At 65.2% G+C, this 20,137-nt stretch carries 25 protein-coding genes; 19 read left to right on the top strand and 6 right to left on the bottom strand.

Annotation, left to right across the window (positions count from 1 at the left end; all coding sequences use genetic code 11):
- Positions 1–44 precede the first annotated feature (44 nt).
- The 7 genes from DIZ22_RS21140 to DIZ22_RS21110 all read left to right on the top strand — a co-directional run bounded on the left by DIZ22_RS21140 (position 45) and on the right by DIZ22_RS21110 (position 3,392).
- A complete protein-coding gene (locus tag DIZ22_RS21140) occupies positions 45–344 on the top strand; it encodes a DUF1244 domain-containing protein (protein ID WP_048936361.1) in 300 nt (99 codons plus the stop codon).
- A gap of 178 nt (positions 345–522) precedes the next feature.
- Positions 523–765 carry a DUF2312 domain-containing protein gene (locus tag DIZ22_RS21135; RefSeq protein WP_004210171.1) on the top strand — a complete coding sequence of 81 codons (243 nt, stop codon included), beginning with the start codon at positions 523–525 and terminating at the stop codon, positions 763–765.
- 123 nt (positions 766–888) lie between these two features.
- Positions 889–1,215, top strand: a complete 327-nt coding sequence (locus tag DIZ22_RS21130) for a heavy metal-binding domain-containing protein (RefSeq protein ID WP_004210170.1) — start codon at positions 889–891, stop codon at positions 1,213–1,215.
- 94 nt (positions 1,216–1,309) lie between these two features.
- Positions 1,310–2,053 (top strand): YebC/PmpR family DNA-binding transcriptional regulator, encoded by a 744-nt coding sequence (locus tag DIZ22_RS21125; RefSeq protein WP_004210169.1) that lies wholly within the window; start codon positions 1,310–1,312, stop codon positions 2,051–2,053.
- An 84-nt stretch (positions 2,054–2,137) separates the two neighbouring features.
- On the top strand, positions 2,138–2,629 hold the full coding sequence (gene ruvC, locus DIZ22_RS21120; protein ID WP_004210168.1) for a crossover junction endodeoxyribonuclease RuvC: 492 nt from the start codon (positions 2,138–2,140) through the stop codon (positions 2,627–2,629).
- 25 nt (positions 2,630–2,654) lie between these two features.
- Positions 2,655–2,885 (top strand): DUF2188 domain-containing protein, encoded by a 231-nt coding sequence (locus DIZ22_RS21115; protein ID WP_004210167.1) that lies wholly within the window; start codon positions 2,655–2,657, stop codon positions 2,883–2,885.
- A 69-nt stretch (positions 2,886–2,954) separates the two neighbouring features.
- Positions 2,955–3,392 carry a response regulator gene (locus DIZ22_RS21110; protein ID WP_037515798.1) on the top strand — a complete coding sequence of 146 codons (438 nt, stop codon included), beginning with the start codon at positions 2,955–2,957 and terminating at the stop codon, positions 3,390–3,392.
- On the opposite strand, the gene DIZ22_RS21105 is transcribed toward DIZ22_RS21110, so the two are convergent.
- Complete coding sequence (locus tag DIZ22_RS21105; protein WP_048936360.1) at positions 3,337–4,854, bottom strand: PAS domain-containing protein; 1,518 nt, start codon at positions 4,852–4,854, stop codon at positions 3,337–3,339. The genes DIZ22_RS21110 and DIZ22_RS21105 overlap by 56 nt on opposite strands.
- A complete protein-coding gene (murA, locus tag DIZ22_RS21100; protein ID WP_004210161.1) occupies positions 4,847–6,130 on the bottom strand; it encodes a UDP-N-acetylglucosamine 1-carboxyvinyltransferase in 1,284 nt (427 codons plus the stop codon). Before murA ends, DIZ22_RS21105 begins: the two co-directional genes overlap by 8 nt.
- A 208-nt stretch (positions 6,131–6,338) precedes the next feature.
- Between murA and DIZ22_RS21095 the strand changes: the two genes are divergently transcribed.
- Positions 6,339–7,076, top strand: a complete 738-nt coding sequence (locus DIZ22_RS21095) for a Crp/Fnr family transcriptional regulator (RefSeq protein ID WP_004210159.1) — start codon at positions 6,339–6,341, stop codon at positions 7,074–7,076.
- A gap of 11 nt (positions 7,077–7,087) precedes the next feature.
- On the opposite strand, the gene DIZ22_RS21090 is transcribed toward DIZ22_RS21095, so the two are convergent.
- A complete protein-coding gene (locus DIZ22_RS21090; protein WP_004210158.1) occupies positions 7,088–7,654 on the bottom strand; it encodes an HNH endonuclease in 567 nt (188 codons plus the stop codon).
- A 93-nt stretch (positions 7,655–7,747) separates the two neighbouring features.
- Here DIZ22_RS21090 and gluQRS point away from each other — a divergent pair, with 93 nt between their 5' ends.
- From gluQRS to DIZ22_RS21050, 8 genes are all read left to right on the top strand, one after another.
- Positions 7,748–8,653, top strand: a complete 906-nt coding sequence (gene gluQRS, locus DIZ22_RS21085; protein WP_164488921.1) for a tRNA glutamyl-Q(34) synthetase GluQRS — start codon at positions 7,748–7,750, stop codon at positions 8,651–8,653.
- Positions 8,654–8,662: 9 nt separating this feature from the next.
- Positions 8,663–8,896, top strand: coding sequence for a twin transmembrane helix small protein (locus DIZ22_RS21080; protein ID WP_004210155.1), 234 nt, complete (start codon positions 8,663–8,665; stop codon positions 8,894–8,896).
- Between the two features lie 6 nt (positions 8,897–8,902).
- Positions 8,903–9,478: a cob(I)yrinic acid a,c-diamide adenosyltransferase gene (locus DIZ22_RS21075; RefSeq protein ID WP_048936358.1), complete on the top strand. Its 576-nt coding sequence runs from the start codon at positions 8,903–8,905 to the stop codon at positions 9,476–9,478.
- 126 nt (positions 9,479–9,604) lie between these two features.
- Positions 9,605–10,459, top strand: coding sequence for a GGDEF domain-containing protein (locus tag DIZ22_RS21070; protein WP_004210153.1), 855 nt, complete (start codon positions 9,605–9,607; stop codon positions 10,457–10,459).
- 93 nt (positions 10,460–10,552) lie between these two features.
- The gene (egtB, locus tag DIZ22_RS21065; protein WP_048936357.1) at positions 10,553–11,821 is read left to right on the top strand and encodes an ergothioneine biosynthesis protein EgtB; all 1,269 of its coding nucleotides are present in this window, start codon (positions 10,553–10,555) and stop codon (positions 11,819–11,821) included.
- 5 nt (positions 11,822–11,826) lie between these two features.
- Complete coding sequence (egtD, locus tag DIZ22_RS21060) at positions 11,827–12,783, top strand: L-histidine N(alpha)-methyltransferase (protein WP_048936356.1); 957 nt, start codon at positions 11,827–11,829, stop codon at positions 12,781–12,783.
- A 358-nt stretch (positions 12,784–13,141) separates the two neighbouring features.
- Entirely contained in the window at positions 13,142–13,390 is a 249-nt protein-coding gene (locus DIZ22_RS21055; RefSeq protein WP_099231618.1) for a type II toxin-antitoxin system ParD family antitoxin, read from the top strand.
- A complete protein-coding gene (locus tag DIZ22_RS21050; protein WP_048936355.1) occupies positions 13,387–13,692 on the top strand; it encodes a type II toxin-antitoxin system RelE/ParE family toxin in 306 nt (101 codons plus the stop codon). Before DIZ22_RS21055 ends, DIZ22_RS21050 begins: the two co-directional genes overlap by 4 nt.
- Before the next feature lie 13 nt (positions 13,693–13,705).
- Here DIZ22_RS21050 and DIZ22_RS21045 read toward each other — a convergent pair whose 3' ends face one another.
- From DIZ22_RS21045 to DIZ22_RS21035, 3 genes are all read right to left on the bottom strand, one after another.
- Positions 13,706–14,467, bottom strand: a complete 762-nt coding sequence (locus DIZ22_RS21045) for an HAD family phosphatase (RefSeq protein WP_080993510.1) — start codon at positions 14,465–14,467, stop codon at positions 13,706–13,708.
- 32 nt (positions 14,468–14,499) lie between these two features.
- Positions 14,500–15,555: a DUF1176 domain-containing protein gene (locus DIZ22_RS21040; protein WP_048936354.1), complete on the bottom strand. Its 1,056-nt coding sequence runs from the start codon at positions 15,553–15,555 to the stop codon at positions 14,500–14,502.
- A 66-nt stretch (positions 15,556–15,621) separates the two neighbouring features.
- Positions 15,622–16,935, bottom strand: coding sequence for a nucleoside transporter C-terminal domain-containing protein (locus DIZ22_RS21035; RefSeq protein WP_004210148.1), 1,314 nt, complete (start codon positions 16,933–16,935; stop codon positions 15,622–15,624).
- Between the two features lie 161 nt (positions 16,936–17,096).
- On the opposite strand from DIZ22_RS21035, the gene DIZ22_RS21030 reads away from it, so the two are divergent.
- From DIZ22_RS21030 to DIZ22_RS21020, 3 genes are all read left to right on the top strand, one after another.
- Entirely contained in the window at positions 17,097–18,344 is a 1,248-nt protein-coding gene (locus DIZ22_RS21030; protein ID WP_048936353.1) for an MFS transporter, read from the top strand.
- Between the two features lie 114 nt (positions 18,345–18,458).
- Positions 18,459–19,361 carry an intradiol ring-cleavage dioxygenase gene (locus tag DIZ22_RS21025; RefSeq protein WP_122928721.1) on the top strand — a complete coding sequence of 301 codons (903 nt, stop codon included), beginning with the start codon at positions 18,459–18,461 and terminating at the stop codon, positions 19,359–19,361.
- Between the two features lie 44 nt (positions 19,362–19,405).
- Complete coding sequence (locus DIZ22_RS21020; RefSeq protein WP_037490911.1) at positions 19,406–20,137, top strand: response regulator; 732 nt, start codon at positions 19,406–19,408, stop codon at positions 20,135–20,137.

Below are 20,137 nucleotides of genomic sequence, written 5' to 3'. Positions count from 1 at the left end.
TGCTGCACGACAGGATGATGTAGATTAAGCGAAAGGTTCCGCCTGTGTCCGCTACCATACTCAGTGACGCCGTCGCTGCAACCGCCTTCCGTCGGCTGATCGCGCATTTGCAGCATCGGACCGACGTACAGAATATCGACCTGATGGGCACGGCCGGCTTCTGCCGCAACTGTCTGGCCGACTGGATTGCCGAGGCGGACGGCAATCTGAACCGTGACGAAGCCCGCGCAATCGTCCACGGCATGCCCTTTGCCGAATGGAAGGCCCGCCACCAGGGCGAGGCGACGCCGCAGCAGATCGCAAAGATGCAGGAGAGTGTGGCGAAGAACGCGGACAACCATTAAGCTTTGGCATCAGGCTTCGGGCGACCCTGCCGGATCAGCCTGGAGTGCATTTCGCAACCCGGCATTTCTCAATTAGAGCCTGATTCACGGTATCGGCGGAAGCGCAAAGCGCTTCCACCTCAACCGATCAGGCTCTAGGAGCATCCGCCAACCGATTCACACTGACACGGAGATTCCCATGAGCGAGGGCAATATCGCAGCCGACCAGCTGCGCCTTCTGATCGAGCGCATCGAGCGCCTGGAAGAAGAAAAGAAGGGCATCGGCGACGACATCAAGGACGTCTATCTGGAAGCCAAGGCGACCGGTTACGACCCCAAGATCATGCGCCAGATCATCCGCCTGCGTAAGATGCAGCCGCATGACCGCCAGGAAATGGAAGCGATCCTGCAGACCTACCTGTCCGCGCTGGGCATGGAATAAGGCGGTCCACACCTTATTCCCGACCGGTGCAAGCCACCGGACCTTGCCGAGGGGTGCTGTCGACCTACATCTGGTCCAGCCCCCTCGCGCCAGGGGCGCCACCAAAATGAGAGGACGCCCCTTATGACCGACATCATCGTCAGCACCACCAGCCGCCTGGAAGGCCGTCCCGCCCAGGATTATCTGGGCATCGTCACCGGCGAAGTGATCGTCGGCGCCAACCTCTTTCGCGACCTGTTCGCCAGTGTGCGCGACATCGTCGGCGGCCGATCGGGCGCCTATGAGGATGTGCTGCAACGCGCCCGCAGCGAAGCGATCGAGGAGATGCAGGGCAATGCCCGCAAGCTCGGCGCCAATGCCGTCGTCGGCGTCGACCTCGACTATGAAGTGATCGGCGCCAATGGATCGATGCTGATGGTCTCCGCCTCGGGCACCGCGATCCGCTACTGATCGCGCCACCCCCGCTATCCTCTAGCGTTGCAGGATGGCGACGCGCTCGCTAGAGAGCGCGCTTCGGTTTCACAGAAAATGTCAGGAGAAGGCCGTGGCCGGCCATTCCAAATTCAAGAACATCATGCATCGCAAGGGTGCGCAGGACAAGAAGCGCTCGTCGATGTTCTCCAAGCTGTCGCGCGAAATCACCGTCGCGGCCAAGATGGGCATGCCCGATCCGGACATGAACCCGCGCCTGCGCCTGGCGGTCAACGCCGCCAAGGCCCAGTCGATGCCCAAGGACAATATCCAGCGCGCAATCGACAAGGCGATCGGCGGCGACATGGAGAATTACGAGGAAATCCGCTATGAGGGCTATGGCCCCGGCGGCGTCGCCATCATCGTCGAGGCACTGACCGACAATCGCAATCGCACCGCGACCAATGTCCGCACCGCCTTCGCCAAGAATGGCGGCAACCTGGGCGCATCGGGCGCGGTGAGCCATGGCTTCGACCGCCTGGGCCTGATCACCTATCCCGCCAGCGCCGGCGATGCCGACGCCGTCTTCGAAGCCGCGCTAGAAGCGGGTGCGGACGATGTCTCGTCGAACGAAGACGAGCATGAGATCTGGACCGCGATGGACGCGCTGCACGAAGTCGCCAAGGCGCTGGAAGCCAAGCTGGGCCCGGCAGAGGGCGCCAAGCTCGCCTGGAAGCCGCAGACCACGCTGGAAGTCGACGAAGCCAATGCCGCAACGCTGCTGAAGCTGGTCGACACGCTGGAAGATGATGACGACGTCCAGACCGTCTGGGGCAATTATGAAGTCTCCGACGCGGTGATGGAGAAGCTGGGCTAAGATGCCCGGCTCCCGTTCGCTTCGGGCGAGATCGCGCAGCGCCGATGCGCGCCGGTCTTGCCCGATGCGGACGATCCTGCACTCATGATCATACTTGGCCTCGACCCCGGCCTCGGCACCACCGGCTGGGGCCTGATTGCCGCCGATGGCAATCGCCTGACCCATGTCGGCAACGGCCAGATCAAGACCGACAGCGCGATGTCGCTGGCGACGCGACTGATGGCGCTCGATCTGGCGCTGACCGACCTGATCCTCGAACATCGGCCCGATGGCGCCGCGGTCGAGGAGGTGTTCGTCAACGTAAACCCGCAATCGACGCTGAAGCTGGGCCAGGCGCGCGGCGTCATCCTGCTGAATGCCGCGCGGTCCGGCATGGAAGTGGGCGAATATGCCGCCCGGCTGGTCAAGAAATCGGTCGTCGGCGTCGGCAATGCGTCGAAGGACCAGGTCCATGCCATGGTCCAGCGGCTGCTGCCCGGCGCCAAGATCGTCGGGTCGGACGCGGCCGATGCCCTTGCGGTGGCGATCACCCATGCCCATCATCTGGCGAGCGCCCGGCGGATGCCCGCGCGCTGACCTGCCATCGGAGACCATCGCGACCATGACCGACCTGCCCCACGCCCGCTACATCATCGTCCCGCATGACGGCGCGTGGAAGATCAACCTCAACAACAGCTATTACGGACCCTTCGCGACGCAGCAGGCGGCCATCGACAGCGCTACCGAAACGGCGAAGAAGGCGGCCGCAGGCGGCTATCCCGCATCGGTCCTGCTGATGAACGGCACCGCGTTCGATACGGCCTGGACCAGTATCGAAAACGACGACACCTGATTTTTACATATTTCGGGAACTCTTCGTCCCTTTCCGCATTTATCGACACCAGCATAAGCGGGCGCAGGGATGAGCAAGAAGATTCTGATCGTCGAGGACGAGATTTTCGTCGCATTGGAAATCGAACAGATCGTGCAGGATGCCGGCTTCGATGTCGGCGGCATCGCGGCCGACCGCGAGGCGGCGATGGCCGCCGCCGAATCCTGCGACATCGCCCTGGTCGACCTCAACCTGCGGGATGGCCCCACTGGTCCTGCCATCGGCATGGAACTGGCCAGCCGCTTCGGCATCAAGGTCATCTATGTGACCGCCAATCCGGCGCAGATCGGCACGGCTTCCGTTGCCGCGCTGGGCGTCGTCACCAAGCCCTTCCGCGCACAGAGCATTGCCCAGACCGTGCGCCTGGCCGCCACCGAAGCAGCCGACCTCGCCACGGCGGAAATTGCCGGCTTTACGCCCTTCCCGCCGCAGCGCGGTGCATCGAGCGTCGCGGTATCCGCAGGCTGAGCCGAAGTCCTTCGGGGCACCATTGCCGTTCGAGTTGACCACCCAGCTGACGCTCGACGCTGAGCGCGATCAGGCGACTGCCAAAGCCTTCGCTGGCGATCGGCGCCACACTCGGCCCGCCCTCTTCGCGCCAGTCGAGCCGGATATGCTCATCCTGCGTCACCACATGCAGCGCGATAAAGCCATCGGGCGTCGATAGCGCGCCATATTTGGCGGCATTGGTCGCCAGTTCATGAAACAGCAGCGCCAGCGGCGTCGCCGAGCGATCATCGATCGGCGGATTCTCGCCCGACAATTGCAACCGCTCGCGACCGCCATAGGGCGCGAAAATCTCCTCCAGCACGCCATGAAGCGATGCCTGTTCCTCCGCCATGCTGACGCCGCCGCCATGGGTCCGGACGAAGTCATGCGCCCGTCCCAGCGCCAGGATGCGGTCGCGCAGGTCGTCCGCCCCTTCCTGCATGCCCGGACGCTCGCGCGCCGACAGGCCGATAAGGCCGGCGATGACGGAAAAGATATTCTTGATCCGGTGCGACAGTTCATGCGCGATCATCTCGCGCTCTTCGAGCATCAGCTTCTGTTCGTGAATCTCGGTGCAGGTGCCGATCCAGCGGATGATCTGCCCCTGCGCGTCGCGGATCGGCAGGGCGCGCCCCAGCGTCCAGCGATAGAGGCCGTCGCGATGCCGCAGTCGATATTCGATTTCATAGGGATCGCCGCTCGCCAGCGAATGGCGCCATTTCTCCCAGGCCTTGGGCTGGTCATCGACATGGAACATGCCGTTCCAGGCATCGCCATCGGTCGATCCGGCCGGCACGCCGGTATATTCATACCAGCGCGCATTATAATAATCATGATAGCCGTCGGGCAGGGTCGACCAGACCATTTGCGGCATGGTGTCGGCCAGGGTACGGAACATGCGATCGCTGTCCGCCACCGCTGCCGCGTCGAGCCGCTGCTGGGCGATCACGTCGCGATCGCGGCGGCGTCCTTCCAGTTCCACCATCACCTGCCGCGCCAGCAGCGACAGCCCCTGGCGCTGCAGCGGGGTCAGGTCATCGCGCGGCACCGTATCGATGACGCAGAGCGCACCCAGCGGCTCGCCATCGCCGCCGACCAGCGGCGCCCCGGCATAGAAACGGATATGCGGCGCACCGGTGACCAGCGCATTGTCGATGAAGCGCGCATCCTGGGTCGCGTCGGGCACGACGAAGATATTGTCGCCCAGCATGGCAAGGGCGCAGAAGGAGACGTCACGCGGCGTCTCCTCCGCATCCAGCCCGACCCGCGCCAGAAAGCGCTGCCTTACATCCTCGACAATGCTGACGAGCGCGATCGGCGCCCCGCATAGTTGCGCCGCGAAGCTGGTGATATCGTCAAGGGTACGGAAACCGCCGGCGTCGAGATCATAAAGCGCCAGCAGCGCCGCCCGATCCGTTGCCAGGCCGCGTCCGTCAGCCATCGCTGACCCGCTCGATGTCGGCGCCGACGGCCGAGAGCTTTTCCTCCAGCCGCTCATAACCGCGATCGAGATGATAGACGCGGCTGACGATGGTCTCGCCTTCGGCGGCAAGGCCGGCCAGGATCAGGCTCATCGAGGCGCGCAGATCGGTCGCCATCACCGGCGCACCGACCAGCTTGTCGACGCCGCGTACGACCGCAGTGCGGCCGTTGACGCTGATGTCGGCACCCATGCGCGCCAGTTCAGGCACATGCATGTAGCGATTTTCAAAGATCGTCTCGGTCAGGACCGATGCGCCCTCCGCCTTGGTCAGCATCGCCATGAACTGCGCCTGCATGTCGGTCGGGAAGGCCGGGAAAGGCGCGGTCGACAGGGTCAGCGGCTTGAGCTTGCCGTCGGACGAAACGCGGATGCCGTCGCGATGCTCGTCGACCTGCACGCCCGCGTCGCGCAGCGCGGCCAGGATGGCGTGCATGTCGTCGGCATTGGCGCCGATCAGGTCGAGCGAACCGCCGGTGATCGCCGCAGCACAGGCATAGCTGCCCGCCTCGATACGGTCGGGCATGACACTGTAGGTCGCGCCGTGGAGACGATCGCGGCCATGGATCACCAGCTTGTCGGTGCCCACACCCTCGATATCGGCGCCCATTGCGATCAGCAGCTTGCAGAGATCGACGATCTCCGGCTCGCGCGCGGCATTTTCCAGGATGCAGGTGCCCTTGGCGAGCGAGGCCGCCATCAGCGCATTTTCAGTCGCACCGACCGACACCACCGGGAAGGTATAGATGCCACCGGGCAGGCCGCCATCGGGCAGGCTGGCGCGGACATAGCCGGCCGCGATCTCGATGATCGCGCCGAAGGCTTCCAATGCCTTGAGGTGCAGGTCGATCGGGCGGTTGCCGATCGCGCAGCCGCCGGGCAGCGACACCCGTGCCTCGCCGGCGCGGGCGAGCAGCGGCCCGAGCACCAGGATCGACGCGCGCATCTTGCGCACGATGTCATAGGGCGCCTCGGTCGAGGTCACGCGGCCGGCACGCATCGTCATGACGCGGCCGAAATCCTCCGGACGGGCGCCCTCGATCATGGTCGACACGCCAAGCTGGTTGAGCAGATGGCCGAAGCTGTCGACGTCGGCCAGGCGCGGCAGATTGCGCAGCGCGACGGGCTCGTCGGTCAGCAACGCGCAGGGCAGCAGCGTCAGGGCAGCGTTCTTAGCGCCGGAGATGGGAAGGCGGCCATTGAGTTGCTTGCCGCCGCGAATGTGAATGCGGTCCATTGGCTAGGTTTCATAGCGTCTATTGCGCGCCGTGCAAGGCGCGCGCGCGGTCGTTCGGCGTGAAAAACGGGCAGGGACGGGCGCGGCGGAAGACTATTTTCGCGGATCGCCGCAACCTTGATCGAGTTTAGTGCGCCTTGCCGAAATGCAGCCAAAAGGAGGTTGGGGCGTTCTGCCATCGTAACAACAATTTCAAGAAGAAGGTGTATTGGTGGCGACGAGCTGTTTCGCGGAAAGACTGGCCAAGACGGTTCCCCTGTCCGACGCAGAAAAAGCAGCATTGGCTCGGCTGGAAGAAAATCCCCGCAAGATCAAACGCGGGGCCATGATCCAGCGCGTCAACGAGACGATCACTGAGTTGTTCGTGCTGCGCGAAGGTCGGGTCATGAGCTATGTCATCCTGCCCGATGGCAGCCGCCAGATATTGCGCGTCTACTTCCCCGGCGATTTCATCGGTTCGGCCAGCACCATCTATAGCAAGGCCCCGGAATCACTGGTCGCCCTGTCGGACGCCATCGTCTGCCCGTTCGACAAGCATGCGCTACGCCGGCTGCTGGAGGAATATCCGCGCGTCGCCGCCCTGCTGTTCCTGCTGTCCAATGCGGAGCGGGTGGCGATGACCGATCGGCTTGCCTCGCTGGGCCGCACATCGGCCAGGGCGCGGGTCGCCTCCTTCCTGCTCGACATGTTCGATCGGCTGCGCGTGACGGACGACAGCATCACCGACAGTTTCGACCTGAAGCTGACGCAGGAAGAGATTGGCGACGCGATCGGCCTGACGTCTGTTCATGTGAACCGGATGATCCGGCAGATGGAGCAGGAAAAGCTGATCAGCCGCGCCAATGGCCGGATCACGCTGGTCGACATGGCCCGGCTGGAAGAGATCGGCCATTATACCAACCGGCACAAGCATATGGACCTGGACTGGCTGCCCGCGATGAGCTGACGCGCCGCTCGTCAGGCCAGCAGTTCGACATCCCAATAGAGCCAGTCGTGCCAGCTTTCGTGGAGATAGCCGGGCGGGAAGGCGCGGCCATGCTCCTGCAACTGCCAACTGGTCGGCCGGATCGGCTGGACATGCAACTGCATGCCCGCTTCGCGCGGGGTGCGCCCGCCCTTCTTGAGATTGCAGGGCGAACAGGCGGTCGCGACATTCTCCCAGGTGGTGCGGCCACCCGCGCGCCGCGGCACGACATGGTCGAAGGTCAGATCCTGCGTCGTGCCGCAATATTGGCAACTGAAACGATCGCGCAGGAACAGGTTGAACCGGGTGAAGGCCGGATGCTCCGAGGGCCGCACATATTGCTTGAGCGCGATGACCGAGGGGATGCGCATCTGCAGGCTGGGGCTGTGGACTTCCCGCTCATAGGAAGAGACGATATCCACCCGCTCCAGAAAAATCGCCTTGATGGCGGTCTGCCAGGGCCACAGGCTCAGGGGATAATAGCTGAGCGGGGTATAGTCCGCATTCAAAACCAGCGCCGGGCAGTTTTCCGGATGCCGTATCAGGTCGGGATGGTACATAGTCGCCTCTACCCCCTTGCCGACGCCGCTGATCGACCAACAACGTGACAAGAGCATGACAGCATTAACGAATATCCGCCGTCAAGAGCCTGTATGACTCAATCCACCGCACCACAGCATCTTGTGAGTCGTTTCGCGCCAAGCCCCACCGGTCGATTGCATGTCGGCCATGGCTGGTCGGCGCTGATGGCGATGGACCTGGCACGGGCCGCGGGTGGCGCCTTTCGCCTGCGGATCGAGGATATCGACGGCACCCGCAGCCGGCCCGAACATGTCGACGGTATTGTCGAGGATCTGCGCTGGCTGGGCGTGGCATGGGATGGGGAGATCATCTTCCAGTCGCAGCACCTGGCCGACTATGACGCAGCGCTCGACCAGTTGCGCGCGATGGACCTTCTCTATCCCTGCTTTTGCACGCGCGCCGATATCCAGGCGAGCCTGACCGCGCCGCATGGCCCGGAAGGCCCGGTCTATCCCGGCACCTGTCGCGCCCTGCCGAACGCCGAGCGCACACAACGTATCGCGGCGGGCATGCCCCATGCCTGGCGGATCGACATGCAGGCGGCGGTCGCACGGGCGGGAACGCTCCACTGGGCCGCCCTGCCCTATCCGCCCGATCCCCACGCGGCGCCGTGCGAGATTGCCGCCGATCCAGCGGCGGCGGGCGACGTCGTGCTGGCGCGCAAGGATGCGCCGGCCAGCTATCATCTATCCTGCACGCTGGACGATGCGGCGATGGGCGTCACCCATGTGCTGCGCGGCAATGACCTGCGCGCCGCGACCGACATCCATCGCCTGCTGCAGGCGCTGCTCGACCTGCCAAGCCCCGCCTATATCCACCACCCGCTGCTGCTGGGCGCCGATGGCAAGCGGCTGGCGAAGCGGGACGGGGCGATTGCGCTGGCGGAACTGCGTGGCGCCGGCATGGACCCGCAGCGCCTGGCCGATGATCTGCGCGCCGGGCGCTTTCCGGTTGGCATCACCGCCGGAGCGGCCTAGCATCCCCCCATGACCACCGTGCTCGTCATCGCCCTGATCCTTGCCATGGCCGCGACCCTGTTCGCGCTGGTCCGCGGCATCATCGCCTTCCTCCAGGCGACGAAGGAGGAACTGAACCTGCCGGAGGGGGCGCCGCGCCCGTCCAGCCTGAAGCAGAACCGGATGATGATGAACCGCATCCTGTTCCAGGCCGGCGCCGTCATCATCATCGCCCTGTTGCTGATGATGAAGGGCAATGGCTAAGGCCTGATGGTCAAGCTCAACAAGATCTACACCCGCACCGGGGACGCGGGCACCACCGGTCTGGTCGATGGATCGCGCCTGCCCAAACATGCGCCGCGCATGCAGGCGGTGGGCGACGTGGACGAGGCGAACAGCGCGATCGGCCTGGCCATATTGGCGATCGGCGACAGGCCCGAGGGGGGCTGGCTGACCACCATCCAGAACGACCTGTTCGATCTGGGCGCGGACCTCGCCACGCCGATCCCGGACGGCGCGGACGAACCCTGGGCGCTGCGCATCATTGCCGGGCAGGTCGCGCGACTGGAACAGCAGATCGACGACATGAACGCCGATTTGGCTCCACTCGACAGCTTCATCCTGCCCGGCGGCAGTCCGGCCGCAGCCGCCGTCCACCTCGCCCGTGCGATCACCCGCCGGGCCGAGCGCAGCGCGACGGCCGCAGCCGCCGATGTCGCGCTGAACCCGCAGGCGCTGGCCTATCTCAACCGCCTGTCCGACCTGCTGTTCGTGCTTGCCCGCCGGCTGAACGACAATGGTGCCCGCGACGTCAAATGGGTGCCGGGCGCGTCAAGACAGGTCTGATTTCAACGGCCTGGCTACCATCGGCCACGCTTTGCCTTGCAGCGCAACATTAACCCTATTCATTCAGAGCGCGTTTAGCCAATTCTCCAAATTTGCGGGTTATTCGCAATTAGTGAGAGGGCCAAGATGCAATTCTATCTGGCAACATCCTTCATCTTTCCGCGCAGCCTGCGCCTGCGCCTGTTCGCACTCTGTTTCGTCGCCACCCATCTGCCGCTGATCGGCTATATCAGCTGGGGCATGGCCACCGGCCGGATCGCACTGGCCGAGTTCCTGCTGCTGCTTGGCGCCACGCTGGTCGGCACGATCATGGCGCTGATGGGGATCGGCGCGCTGCTGAGTCCGATCCATGCGCTGGCCGATACGCTGCGCCCCGATAGCCCGGAGGCGCCGGTCCTGCCTGAAGTCGGCGACGTGATCCGCACCCTCTATGCCGGCGTCCACCGCGCCGCGACATCGACCCGCGCGCAGATGGACGAATTGCAGGTGGCGGCGCATGAAGATCCGCTGACCGGCATCGCCAACCGGCGCGGCCTGCTGGCGCAGATCGACGAGCTGCCGGTCGAAAAGCGCCAGGGCTGCATCGCGATCATCGACATCGATCATTTCAAGCAGGTCAATGACCGGCTGGGCCATGACGAGGGCGACCGGGTGCTGCGCGATTTCGCCACCCGCCTGTCGGCCCAGATCCGGCGCATCGACATGGTCGCGCGCTGGGGCGGCGAGGAATTTGCCGTCTTCTTCCAACATTGCATCGAGGATGAGGCGAGCTGGTCGCTGGCCCGCCTGGCCGAACAGATTCGCGAGCATCCGCTGGGCGATGTCGATGGCCGCCCGATCACCTTTTCCGCCGGCATCTGTCGCTGGAAGGGCGAGGAGATGGACGAGGTGCTGCGCCTTGCCGACCAGGCGCTGTACGAAGCCAAGGCCAATGGTCGCAACCAGCTGCGCCGTGCCCGGCCGGAGCGCACCGCCGCCTGATTCTGAACCACGGCGGGCCGGCAAGGAACCGACCTGCCCGGTCATGCGCTTACCCCTTGCGAGAGCGGTGCAACCGTATCGAAAGGGGCGTGCATGGCCAAAATCTGGATCCAGCCCGGACAGGACGCGCTGGCGGAACACTATCGCGCCGTCCGCGCCCTGACGCAGGCGCTGGCGACGCCCCTGTCCGACGCGGATGCCACGGTGCAGTCGATGCCCGACGCATCGCCCGCCAAATGGCATCTGGCTCATGTCAGCTGGTTCTTCGAGACCTTCGTCCTGCGCGATCATGTCGAGGGCTATCGCCCCTTCGACGACCGTTTCGCCTATCTGTTCAACAGCTATTATGAGGCCGAAGGGCCGCGCCATGCCCGGCCGATGCGGGGCATGCTGACCCGGCCGAGCCTGAACGAGGTGCGCGCCTATCGCGCCCATGTCGATGCAGCACTGCTGGCCGCCATGCCGCATCTGCCGGAGGCCGCCTGCACGCTGGTGACACTGGGACTGCAGCATGAGCAGCAGCATCAGGAATTGCTGCTGACCGACCTGCAGCATCTTTTTTCGCTCAATCCCATCGCCCCTGCCCTGTTCGATGCGCCCAGGGCAATGCCCGCGCCGGTGCCCGGACCGCTGCACTGGATCGAGGGACGCGAGGGGCTGGTCGAGATCGGCGACGACGGCAAGACCGGTTTCGCCTTCGATTGCGAGGGGCCGCGCCACAAGGTCTTCCTGCGCCCCCATGCTTTGGCCCACCGGCCGATCACCAATGGCGAATGGATCAGCTTCATCGAGGATGGCGGCTATCGCGATCCGGCGCTGTGGCTGTCGGATGGCTGGGCATGGGTCCAGGCGGAAGGGATCGAGGCGCCGCTCTACTGGCAGCGCGGCGAGAAGGGCTGGACCCGTTTCGGCCTGGACGGACGCCAGCCGGTCAATCCCGCCGCTCCGGCCTGCCATATCAGCCTGTATGAGGCAGACGCCTATGCCAGTTGGGCGGGCGCGCGCCTGCCGACCGAGGCGGAGTGGGAAAGCGCGGCGCTCAACATCGCGCCGACCAGTGGCGAGCAACTGGACGGCGCCGCCTGCCCCCGCCCCCGCGCCGCCGAAGACGGCACCAGCCTGACCCAGATGTTCGGCGATGTGTGGGAATGGACCGGCAGCGCCTATCGCCCCTATCCCGGCTTTCGCACCGCCCCCGGTGCGGTCGGCGAATATAATGGCAAGTTCATGTCCGGGCAGTTCGTGCTGAAGGGCGGCAGTTGTGCCACTCCGCGCGGCCATGTCCGCGCCAGTTATCGCAATTTCTTCCACCCCCATCAACGCTGGCAGTTCACGGGACTGCGGCTGGCCAAGGATCTGTAAGCCCCATGCTGCTGACGCACGACATGCCCGCCGCCCGCACCATCGACCCGGCATTCCGCCGCGACATATTGGCCGGCCTTGCCCGATCGCCCAAGGCGACCCCGCCCATCTGGTTCTACGACCGGCGCGGGTCGGAATTGTTCGAGGATATTACCGACCTGCCCGAATATTATCCGACCCGCACCGAAACCGCGCTGCTGGCCGGCCATGGCGGTGATTTCGCTGCCGCCATCGGCTCCGGCCGGGCGGTGGTCGAATTCGGCGCCGGCAGCGCGCGCAAGACGCCGCATCTGCTGCGGGCAATCGATCCCGCCGCCTATGTGCCGATCGACATCAGCGGCGATTTCCTGCGCACGAGCAGCGCCGAACTGGCGAGCGCCTTTCCCGGTCTGCCGGTGCTGCCACTGGTCGGCGACTTCACCGGCACATTGGCCCTGCCCGATGCGATCGACGGCCTGCCGCGGCTCGGCTTCTTCCCCGGCTCCACCATCGGCAACAGCGAACCGGACACCGCCGTCGACCTGCTGCGCGCGATGCGCCGGCTGCTGGGCGACGCGGCGATGCTGCTGATCGGCATGGACCGGATCAAGGATCGCGATAGGCTGATCGCCGCCTATGACGATGAGGCCGGTGTCACCGCCGCCTTCAACCGCAACCTGCTGGTGCGGATCAACCGCGAGCTGGAGGGTGACCTGCCGGTCGATGCCTTCGCCCATCGCGCCATCTGGAATGACGAGAAGGCGCGGATCGAGATGCATCTGGAAGCGACCGAACCGCTGCATTTCCATGTCGCGGGCCAATGTTTTCACATGAAGGCCGGCGAGACGATTCACACCGAGAGCAGCCATAAATATGGTGCGCGCGACGAACGGCTGCTGCTGCGCGCGGGCGGGTGGGAACCCACGGCCGAATGGATGGACCCGGACGGCCTGTTCGCGCTGGTGCTGGCGAAGGCGGGGTAGAATCGGCCGGGGAATTTCACGCGACAGTCGAAGTTCACAGTGTCGTGGGGCTGATTCCGGCCAAATGCGCCGGCCATGCGCCTGCCCCGCGCCGGTGAAGCGACAGTCGCGCGACAATCGGGTCATGGCGACGCGCCTTCGACGCGACACGGACGCGACAGCGAGGCGACAGTGAAGCGACACTGGGCGGCTGAAACGCCACGGTGCAGGGCGGGGATAGAGCGCGCCTTCCATCCTCCAGGATAGATCAGAGAAAGGCCGAGTAGGAAAGCAAGCGTAAGGGTCTTGCCGCCGCCCGGCAACTGGCATCGGAGCCGAAGATGCGATATGATAAAATCATATCGGAATGGAGGCAGGCATGGCCGCGAAAGCAATCACCGTGACGCTGGGCGAAATGACATCCCATGCCGAGCGCCATCTGGCATCCGGCCGCTATGCATCCATGAGTGAAGTCATGCGCGCCGGTCTGCGCGCGCTGGATCGCGAAGAGGCTGTGCTGGACGAACTGGTGCGCGTCCGCGTGGCAGAAGCGCTGGCCGACCCTCGCCCCCCGATGCCGCTCGACAAGGCATTTGCGCAGGTCAGGGCCGCGATCGACAAGGCATGAGCCATCATGTCCGATTGTCGGCATTGGCGATCGAGGATCTGATTGTGATCCACCATTGGGTGCGTGCGGAAGCCGACCTTGCCACGGCCGATCGCTATCTGGCCCGGATCGAAGAGCGCGTTGCCGCACTGTCCGACTTCCCCGATCGCGGATATCCGCGCGATGATCTAATCGCGGGCCTGAGGACGTTGACCTTCGAGCGCCGGCTATTGATCGCCTATCATGTGGACGGAGAGATGGTCACCGTTCAGCGCGTCATCCATGCGGTGCGCGATCTGGGGCCGATGCTTCAGACACCCTGAAGCCACCCCCAGCCTATTCCGTCGCGAGCAGCAGGTCGCGCAGGTCGTGCAGGCTGGGCAGGACGGCGCTGGCCGCCAGGACCAGTTCCTCGGTCGGCGGCAGGAGGTCGGGAACCATCACCGTCGCCATGCCCGCTGCCACGCCGGCGCGGACGCCGGCATGGCTGTCCTCCACCGCGACGCAATCGGCCGGATCGACGCCCAGCCGCTCAGCCGCCAGCAGATAGGGCTGCGGGTCGGGCTTGGGCCGGTCGACGTCATTGCGGGTGACGACGGTCTGGAAATAGGGAAGCAGCCCGGCCTTCTCCAGCCGCTGCTGGGCATAGGGCGCCATGGTCGAGGTCGCGATCGCCATCGGAATACCGGCCCTGGCCAGATGATCCAATATGACCTCCGCGCCCGGCCGCAGCGGAATGCCGGCCTCCAGCGCGGCGACGAACAGCGCGTCGCTGTCGGCATAGAATTGATCGACCGGAAAGTCCGGCCCCATGCGGTCGGCCAGCATCCGCAGATTTTCGTCGCGATGGATACCGACCATCGACAGCAGCATCTCGTCCGACATCGGCCAGCCCATCGCCGCACCGGTGCGGGCGAAGGCGTCGCGATGCGCGGCCTCCGTATCCAGCAGCGTGCCGTCCATGTCGAAGATGACGGCGCGGATCGGGTTAGGCAGCGCAGCGGCGGCTTGCGGCGGCGCGTCGGAAAGGGATGCGGTGCTTGCCATGCCCATCATATGGTGGGTGCGCTGCAATATTTCCATTGCAAAGCGCGCCATCGGGGCTGCAATTTTCCTATTGCAGCCGCGTCCTATTCGACGACCTGCGCGGTCCAGACGGGGATCCAGCGCCAGGCGCCACGGCATTCGCCCATGCTGGTCGCTTCGGTCAGGCGGAAGCGGCTGCCATCCCAGACATAGGTCTGGCTGGTGCCACAATCGCCGATGCCGCGCCCCTTGGCAAAGCTTTGCAGCAGCGACTTTTCAGGCGCCCAGCCGGCATTGACCAGGGTGGGATGGCCGATCTCCTCCGTGCCCCAGCCGGGTGCATAGTCGAACGGCGCGAAGCGGAAGCTGCGACGGCCCGGAATGCCGCTGGCGATTACCGGCACGGTGGTGAAATTATAGGCGCCAGAGCCACAGGGAACCAGGATCAGCGTGTCATTCTTCGACAGGCGATGCAGTTCGGACTGGCCATTGGCCATCTCGTCGGTGCAGCCGGTGAACTTGCCGAGCGCGGTCCGCTCCTCGCGCCACAGTGCGGCCGGGGCATCGCCGGTCGCGATGACCGCGCGATGGATCGCCGGCGTCGGCGGCGCGACGCGCACCGCCAGCGGACCGAGCGGCCCGGTCGCGACCAGCGCGGTTGTGGTGCCGGCCCGGCCCTGGCGCGCATCCATGTAGCGGATTGCCGCGCCCGCCCCCGCGAGCGAGGGACGACCGAGCGACCGGTTGCCGGTGCGCACTTCCATCGTGCTGCCGCGCGCCATCGCGATCGCCAGCGCCGACGCCTGCGGCCCGCGCAGGGTGGCGTCGCCATCGCGCGCGGTCACCGTCGCGACCTTGCGGCCATCGACCAGGAAGCTGACGTCGGAGGAACCCTTGGCATCGCGGCTGACCCAGACTTCGGCCGCGGCATCGGGACCGGCCGAACGGGCGACGCCGACCATCACCGGATTGTCGGGCCAGTCGCTGCCGGGCAGCAGCGACACCGCCTCGCACCGGTTGCGATTGTCGCAACCGATGGTCCAGTCCTTGTAGGTTTCAAGCGTGCCAGGCTTGGGCGCAGGCGCGTTGGTCTGCGCCGTTGCCATGCCAATGGTGCCGATGGCCGTTAAGACGGCCGCGAAAAATCTAAGTTCCCCCATCGGTTAACCATAACCGATTTGTTAAGCCGGGGGTAGGGCCTCTGTTAAGTAATCGAAATGATTTGGTTAAAGGCTTAACATCAACCCGGCCAGCGCGGCGCTCATCAGATTGGCCAGGCTGCCGGCGACCAGCGCCTTCAGCCCCAGCTTGGCGATCATCGGCCGCTGATTGGGGGCAAGGTTGCCGGTCACCGCCATCTGGATCGCGATCGAGCTGAAATTGGCGAAACCACATAGGGCAAAGGTGATGATGGCGATGGTCGAGGGCGAGAGGCCGTCCTGCACCTGGCCAAGGTTGATGTAGGCGACGAATTCGTTGAGCACGACCTTGGTGCCGAACAGGCCACCGGCCACCTGCGCCTCGTTCCAGGGGATGTTGAGCAGATACATGACCGGCGAGAAGACATAGCCGAGCAGCTGCTGGAAGCTGAGTTCGGGATAGCCGAAGATGCCGCCGATACCGCCGAGGATGCCGTTGGCGAGTGCCACCAGCGCGACGAAGGCCAGCACCATGGCGCCGACGGCGACGGCCAGCTTGACGCCGGTCTGGGCGCCCTGCGCCGCCGCCATGATGATGTTGGCGGGCTTTTCCTCGTCATGGGTGGCGACGGGCATGGGTTCGCCCGGCGTGGTTTCCGCATTCAGCACCGCCGCGACCGCAGCCGCACGGCGCGTTTCGGGCAGGTGGATATCATCCTCCAGCGGCAGTTCCGGTTCGCATTCCGGTTCGTCGGGCATCATGATCTTGGCCATCAGCAGGCCGCCGGGCGCCGCCATGAAGCTGGCCGCGAGCAGATAGTCGATCTTGATCCCCATCGAGGCATAAGCGGCGAGGATGGTGCCGGCGACGCCCGCCATGCCGCTGGTCATCACCGCGAACAGCTGCGGCCCGTTGAGGCCGGCGAGATAGGGACGGATCACCAGCGGGCTTTCGCTCTGGCCGACGAAGATGTTGGCGGCGGCGCACAGGCTTTCCACCTTCGACACGCCCGTCACCTTCTCGATCGCGCCGCCGACCCAGCGGACGATGAACTGCATGATGCCCAGATAATAGAGGATCGACACCAGGCTGGCGAAGAAGATGATCACCGGCAGCGCCGCGATGGCGAAGCTGGCGCCGCCGATTTCGGGCTTCGCCAGCGGGCCGAAGATGAAATTGGTCCCCGCCTGCGCATAGCCCAGCAGATTGGCGACGCCATGCGACATGCCCGCGATGATGGCGCGTCCGGCCGGCACATAGAGCACCAGCAGCGCGATCCCCGCCTGCAGCAGGAAGGCCGCGCCGACCACGCGCAGCCGGATCGCGCGGCGGTTGGAAGAGAGGGCAAAGGCAATGGCAAGAATCAGCAATATGCCGGCGAGGCCGATAAGAAGATGCATGAAGCGCTTTCGCGGGAATGGGCAAACCGCGCGACTATACAGGGCCAGCGCGCGGAAACCAGCAGGGAATCCCGCCCCGCGATATAAATGAGATAGCCTCGCTTTTTGTCGGCAAATCGATCAGAACCATGACGACACAGAAGATGCGATGGGGAGAGGCGATGCTGATGGAAACTGACAAGCCCGGTGCCGCTACGGAATGGCGGCGTCATTATATGCTGCCGATCGCGGCCGCGCTCGGCTATGCCACCAGCGTCATCCATATCTATGGGCTTGGCCCCTATATCCAGCCGATCAGCGACCAGTTCGGCTGGACGCGGACGCAGGTGACGGTGGGCCTGACCCTGTCCACCCTGGTCCAGGCAGTCTTTTCCGTGCCGATCGGCCTGATGGTCGACCGGCTGGGGCCACGCATCTTCGGGCTGGTCGGCGTGCTGCTGACCTGTGGCGCCTTTGCCCTGCTGGGCACGGCGACCGGCAGCCCCGGCCAATGGTATCTGCTCTGGGCGCTGCTGGCGCTCGCGACCCTGCCGGTGCAGGCGACGATCTGGACCAGTGCCGTCGCCACCCGTTTCGAGGCGTCACGCGGCCTGGCCTTTGCCATCACCCTGTGCGGCGCATCGATCGCGGTCGCCATCTTTCCGCTGATGGGCAGCTGGCTGATCGGCCAATATGGCTGGCAACGCGCCGCGCCGATCCAGGCGGCGATCTGGGCGGCGTGCAGCTTCCCGCTGATCTTCCTCTTCTTCCGCGGCGCGCGAGATCGGCGGCGCGGCGAGGCCGAGACGGCCACCGCTGCGGCACCCGCAGTCGGCGCCACACTGGCCGAAGGGGTGCGATCCTCCATCTATCATCGCCTGCTGCTCGCCAGCCTGCTCTTCACCTTCACCATCATCGCGCTGGTCGTGCATTTCGTGCCGATCCTGACCGATCGCGGCGCGGACCCGATGCGGGCGGCCGGCATAGCCTCGGTCGTGGGCCTCTGTTCGATCATCGGCCGGCTGGCGACCGGGCTGCTGCTCGACCGGTTCCGCGGAGCGCTGGTCGGTGCCGGCGTCTTCCTGCTGCCGGCGGCCGCCAGCCTGCTATTGCTGGGCGCCGGAAACAATGTCGCACTGCTGATCGCGGCGGCCGCGCTGATCGGCCTGACACTGGGCGCGGAGGTCGACGTGATCGTCTATCTCACCACCCAGCATTTCGGCCTCAAGACCTTTGGCGGCCTTTATGGCGGACTGCTGATGGCACTATCGGTTGGCACCGCCACCGGGCCATTGGGCGCGTCGGCGATTTTCGACCGATTCGGCAATTATGCGCCCTTCCTTTGGATAACGCTTGCCCTGATGGTCGGCAGCAGCCTGGCGCTTGCCAGCCTGCCGCGCCCGGCCTTTGCCCGGCTGCGCGGCCATTGAACGGGCATTGACATAAAGCGCTACAAAGCCGCCACGTCGAGACATCGCGGGGATATATGGCGCGCCTAGTCCTGCCCTTCTGACAGTCCACAGACGACAGAAGGGTAGAGCGAGATGATGCAGGATGGTGCGCATGACGACCATGGCCATGGCCTGGCCGACGACCTGGCGCAGATGCGCAAGCTGGCCGGCGAGGCGATGGGTCGCCGCCGCACGTTGCGCCTGCTCTTTTCGGCCGGCAGCGCCGCGCTGATCACCGCCTGTGGTGGTGGCGGCAGTGACAGCGACACTGACACGTCGACCGCCACGCCGACGCCCACCCCTACCCCGACGCCAACACCCACGCCGACCCCGACGTCGAGCAGCTGCATCGCCGATCCGGAAGAGACCAACGGCCCCTATCCGGCCGACGGGTCCAACAGCAGCAATGGCAGTGTCGTCAATGTGCTGGACGACACCGGCATCGTGCGCACCGACATCCGGTCGAGCTTCGGATCGTCGAGCGGCACGGCCGAGGGCATCTATATGCAGCTGACCATCACGGTGGTGAACGTCAATGGCAGCTGCGCGCCGCTGGAAGGCTATGCCGTCTATATCTGGCATTGCACCCGCGACGGCCTCTATTCGCTCTACACCGTGCCGGGCGAAAATTACCTGCGCGGCGTGGGCGTGACCGACGCCAATGGCCAGGTGACCTTCACCAGCATCTTCCCCGGCTGCTATGACGGGCGCTACCCGCATATCCATTTCGAGGTCTATCCCAGCCTGGCCAAGGCGACCAGCTATGCCAATCGCGTGCTGACGTCGCAGTTCGCGATGCCGACGGATGCCTGCAACACGGTCTATGCGACCAGCGGCTATTCCAGCAGCAAGACCAACTTCGCCAAGATCACGACTAGCAGCGACAATGTGTTCGGCGACAACACGTCGGCCCAGGTCGCGGCGATGACGCCCACCATGACCGGCGATACGACCAATGGCTTCACCGGCACGGTGATGGTCGGCATCGCCATCTGACAGGAATTATGCGGATGACTTTGCAGGGATCGCCTTCAATCGATATGCTGACCGCCAATATGGACGGATCGCGCATATTGGTGGTCGACGATGATGCGGACATCCGCATCCTGTTGTCGGATTTTCTGGAGCAGCATGGCTTTGCCGTGACCGCGGTCGCGGACGGCGTGGCGATGGATCAGGCGCTGGCGGCGCAGACATTCGACATCGCGGTGCTGGACGTGATGATGCCCGGCGAAGACGGGCTGTCGATCCTGCGCCGGCTGGCCGCGAGCGGCGACCTGCCGATCATCATGCTGTCGGCGATCGGCGGCGATATCGACCGGATCGTCGGGCTGGAAATGGGGGCGGAGGATTATCTGCCCAAGCCGTGCAATCCGCGCGAACTGCTCGCCCGCGTCCGCACCGTGCTGCGCCGCAATCGCCGCCAGACATCGGAACCGCAGGTGCCCGCCGGGCAGCGGCTGCGCTTTGCCGGCTGGCAGGTCGACATGGGCGTGCGCCTGCTAACCGACCCTGACAATGTCGTCGTCACCTTGACCGATGGCGAGTTCCGCCTGCTGCGCGCCTTCATCGAGCATCCGCGCCGGGTGCTGAGCCGCGACCAGTTGCTCGACTATTCGGCCGGCAGCGACGCGGAAAGCTATGACCGGGCGATCGATGTCCAGGTCAGCCGTCTGCGCCGCAAGCTGGAACGTGGCGAGATGGGCGACGAACTGGTCCGCACGATCCGCAACGAAGGCTATATGTTCACCGCCGAGGTCCGCCCGGCGTGA

Origin of the sequence: Sphingobium sp. LF-16, assembly GCF_003711185.1 — a bacterium.
GTDB lineage: Bacteria > Pseudomonadota > Alphaproteobacteria > Sphingomonadales > Sphingomonadaceae > Sphingobium > Sphingobium yanoikuyae_A.
This window is presented reverse-complemented; position numbering and strand designations above follow the sequence as displayed.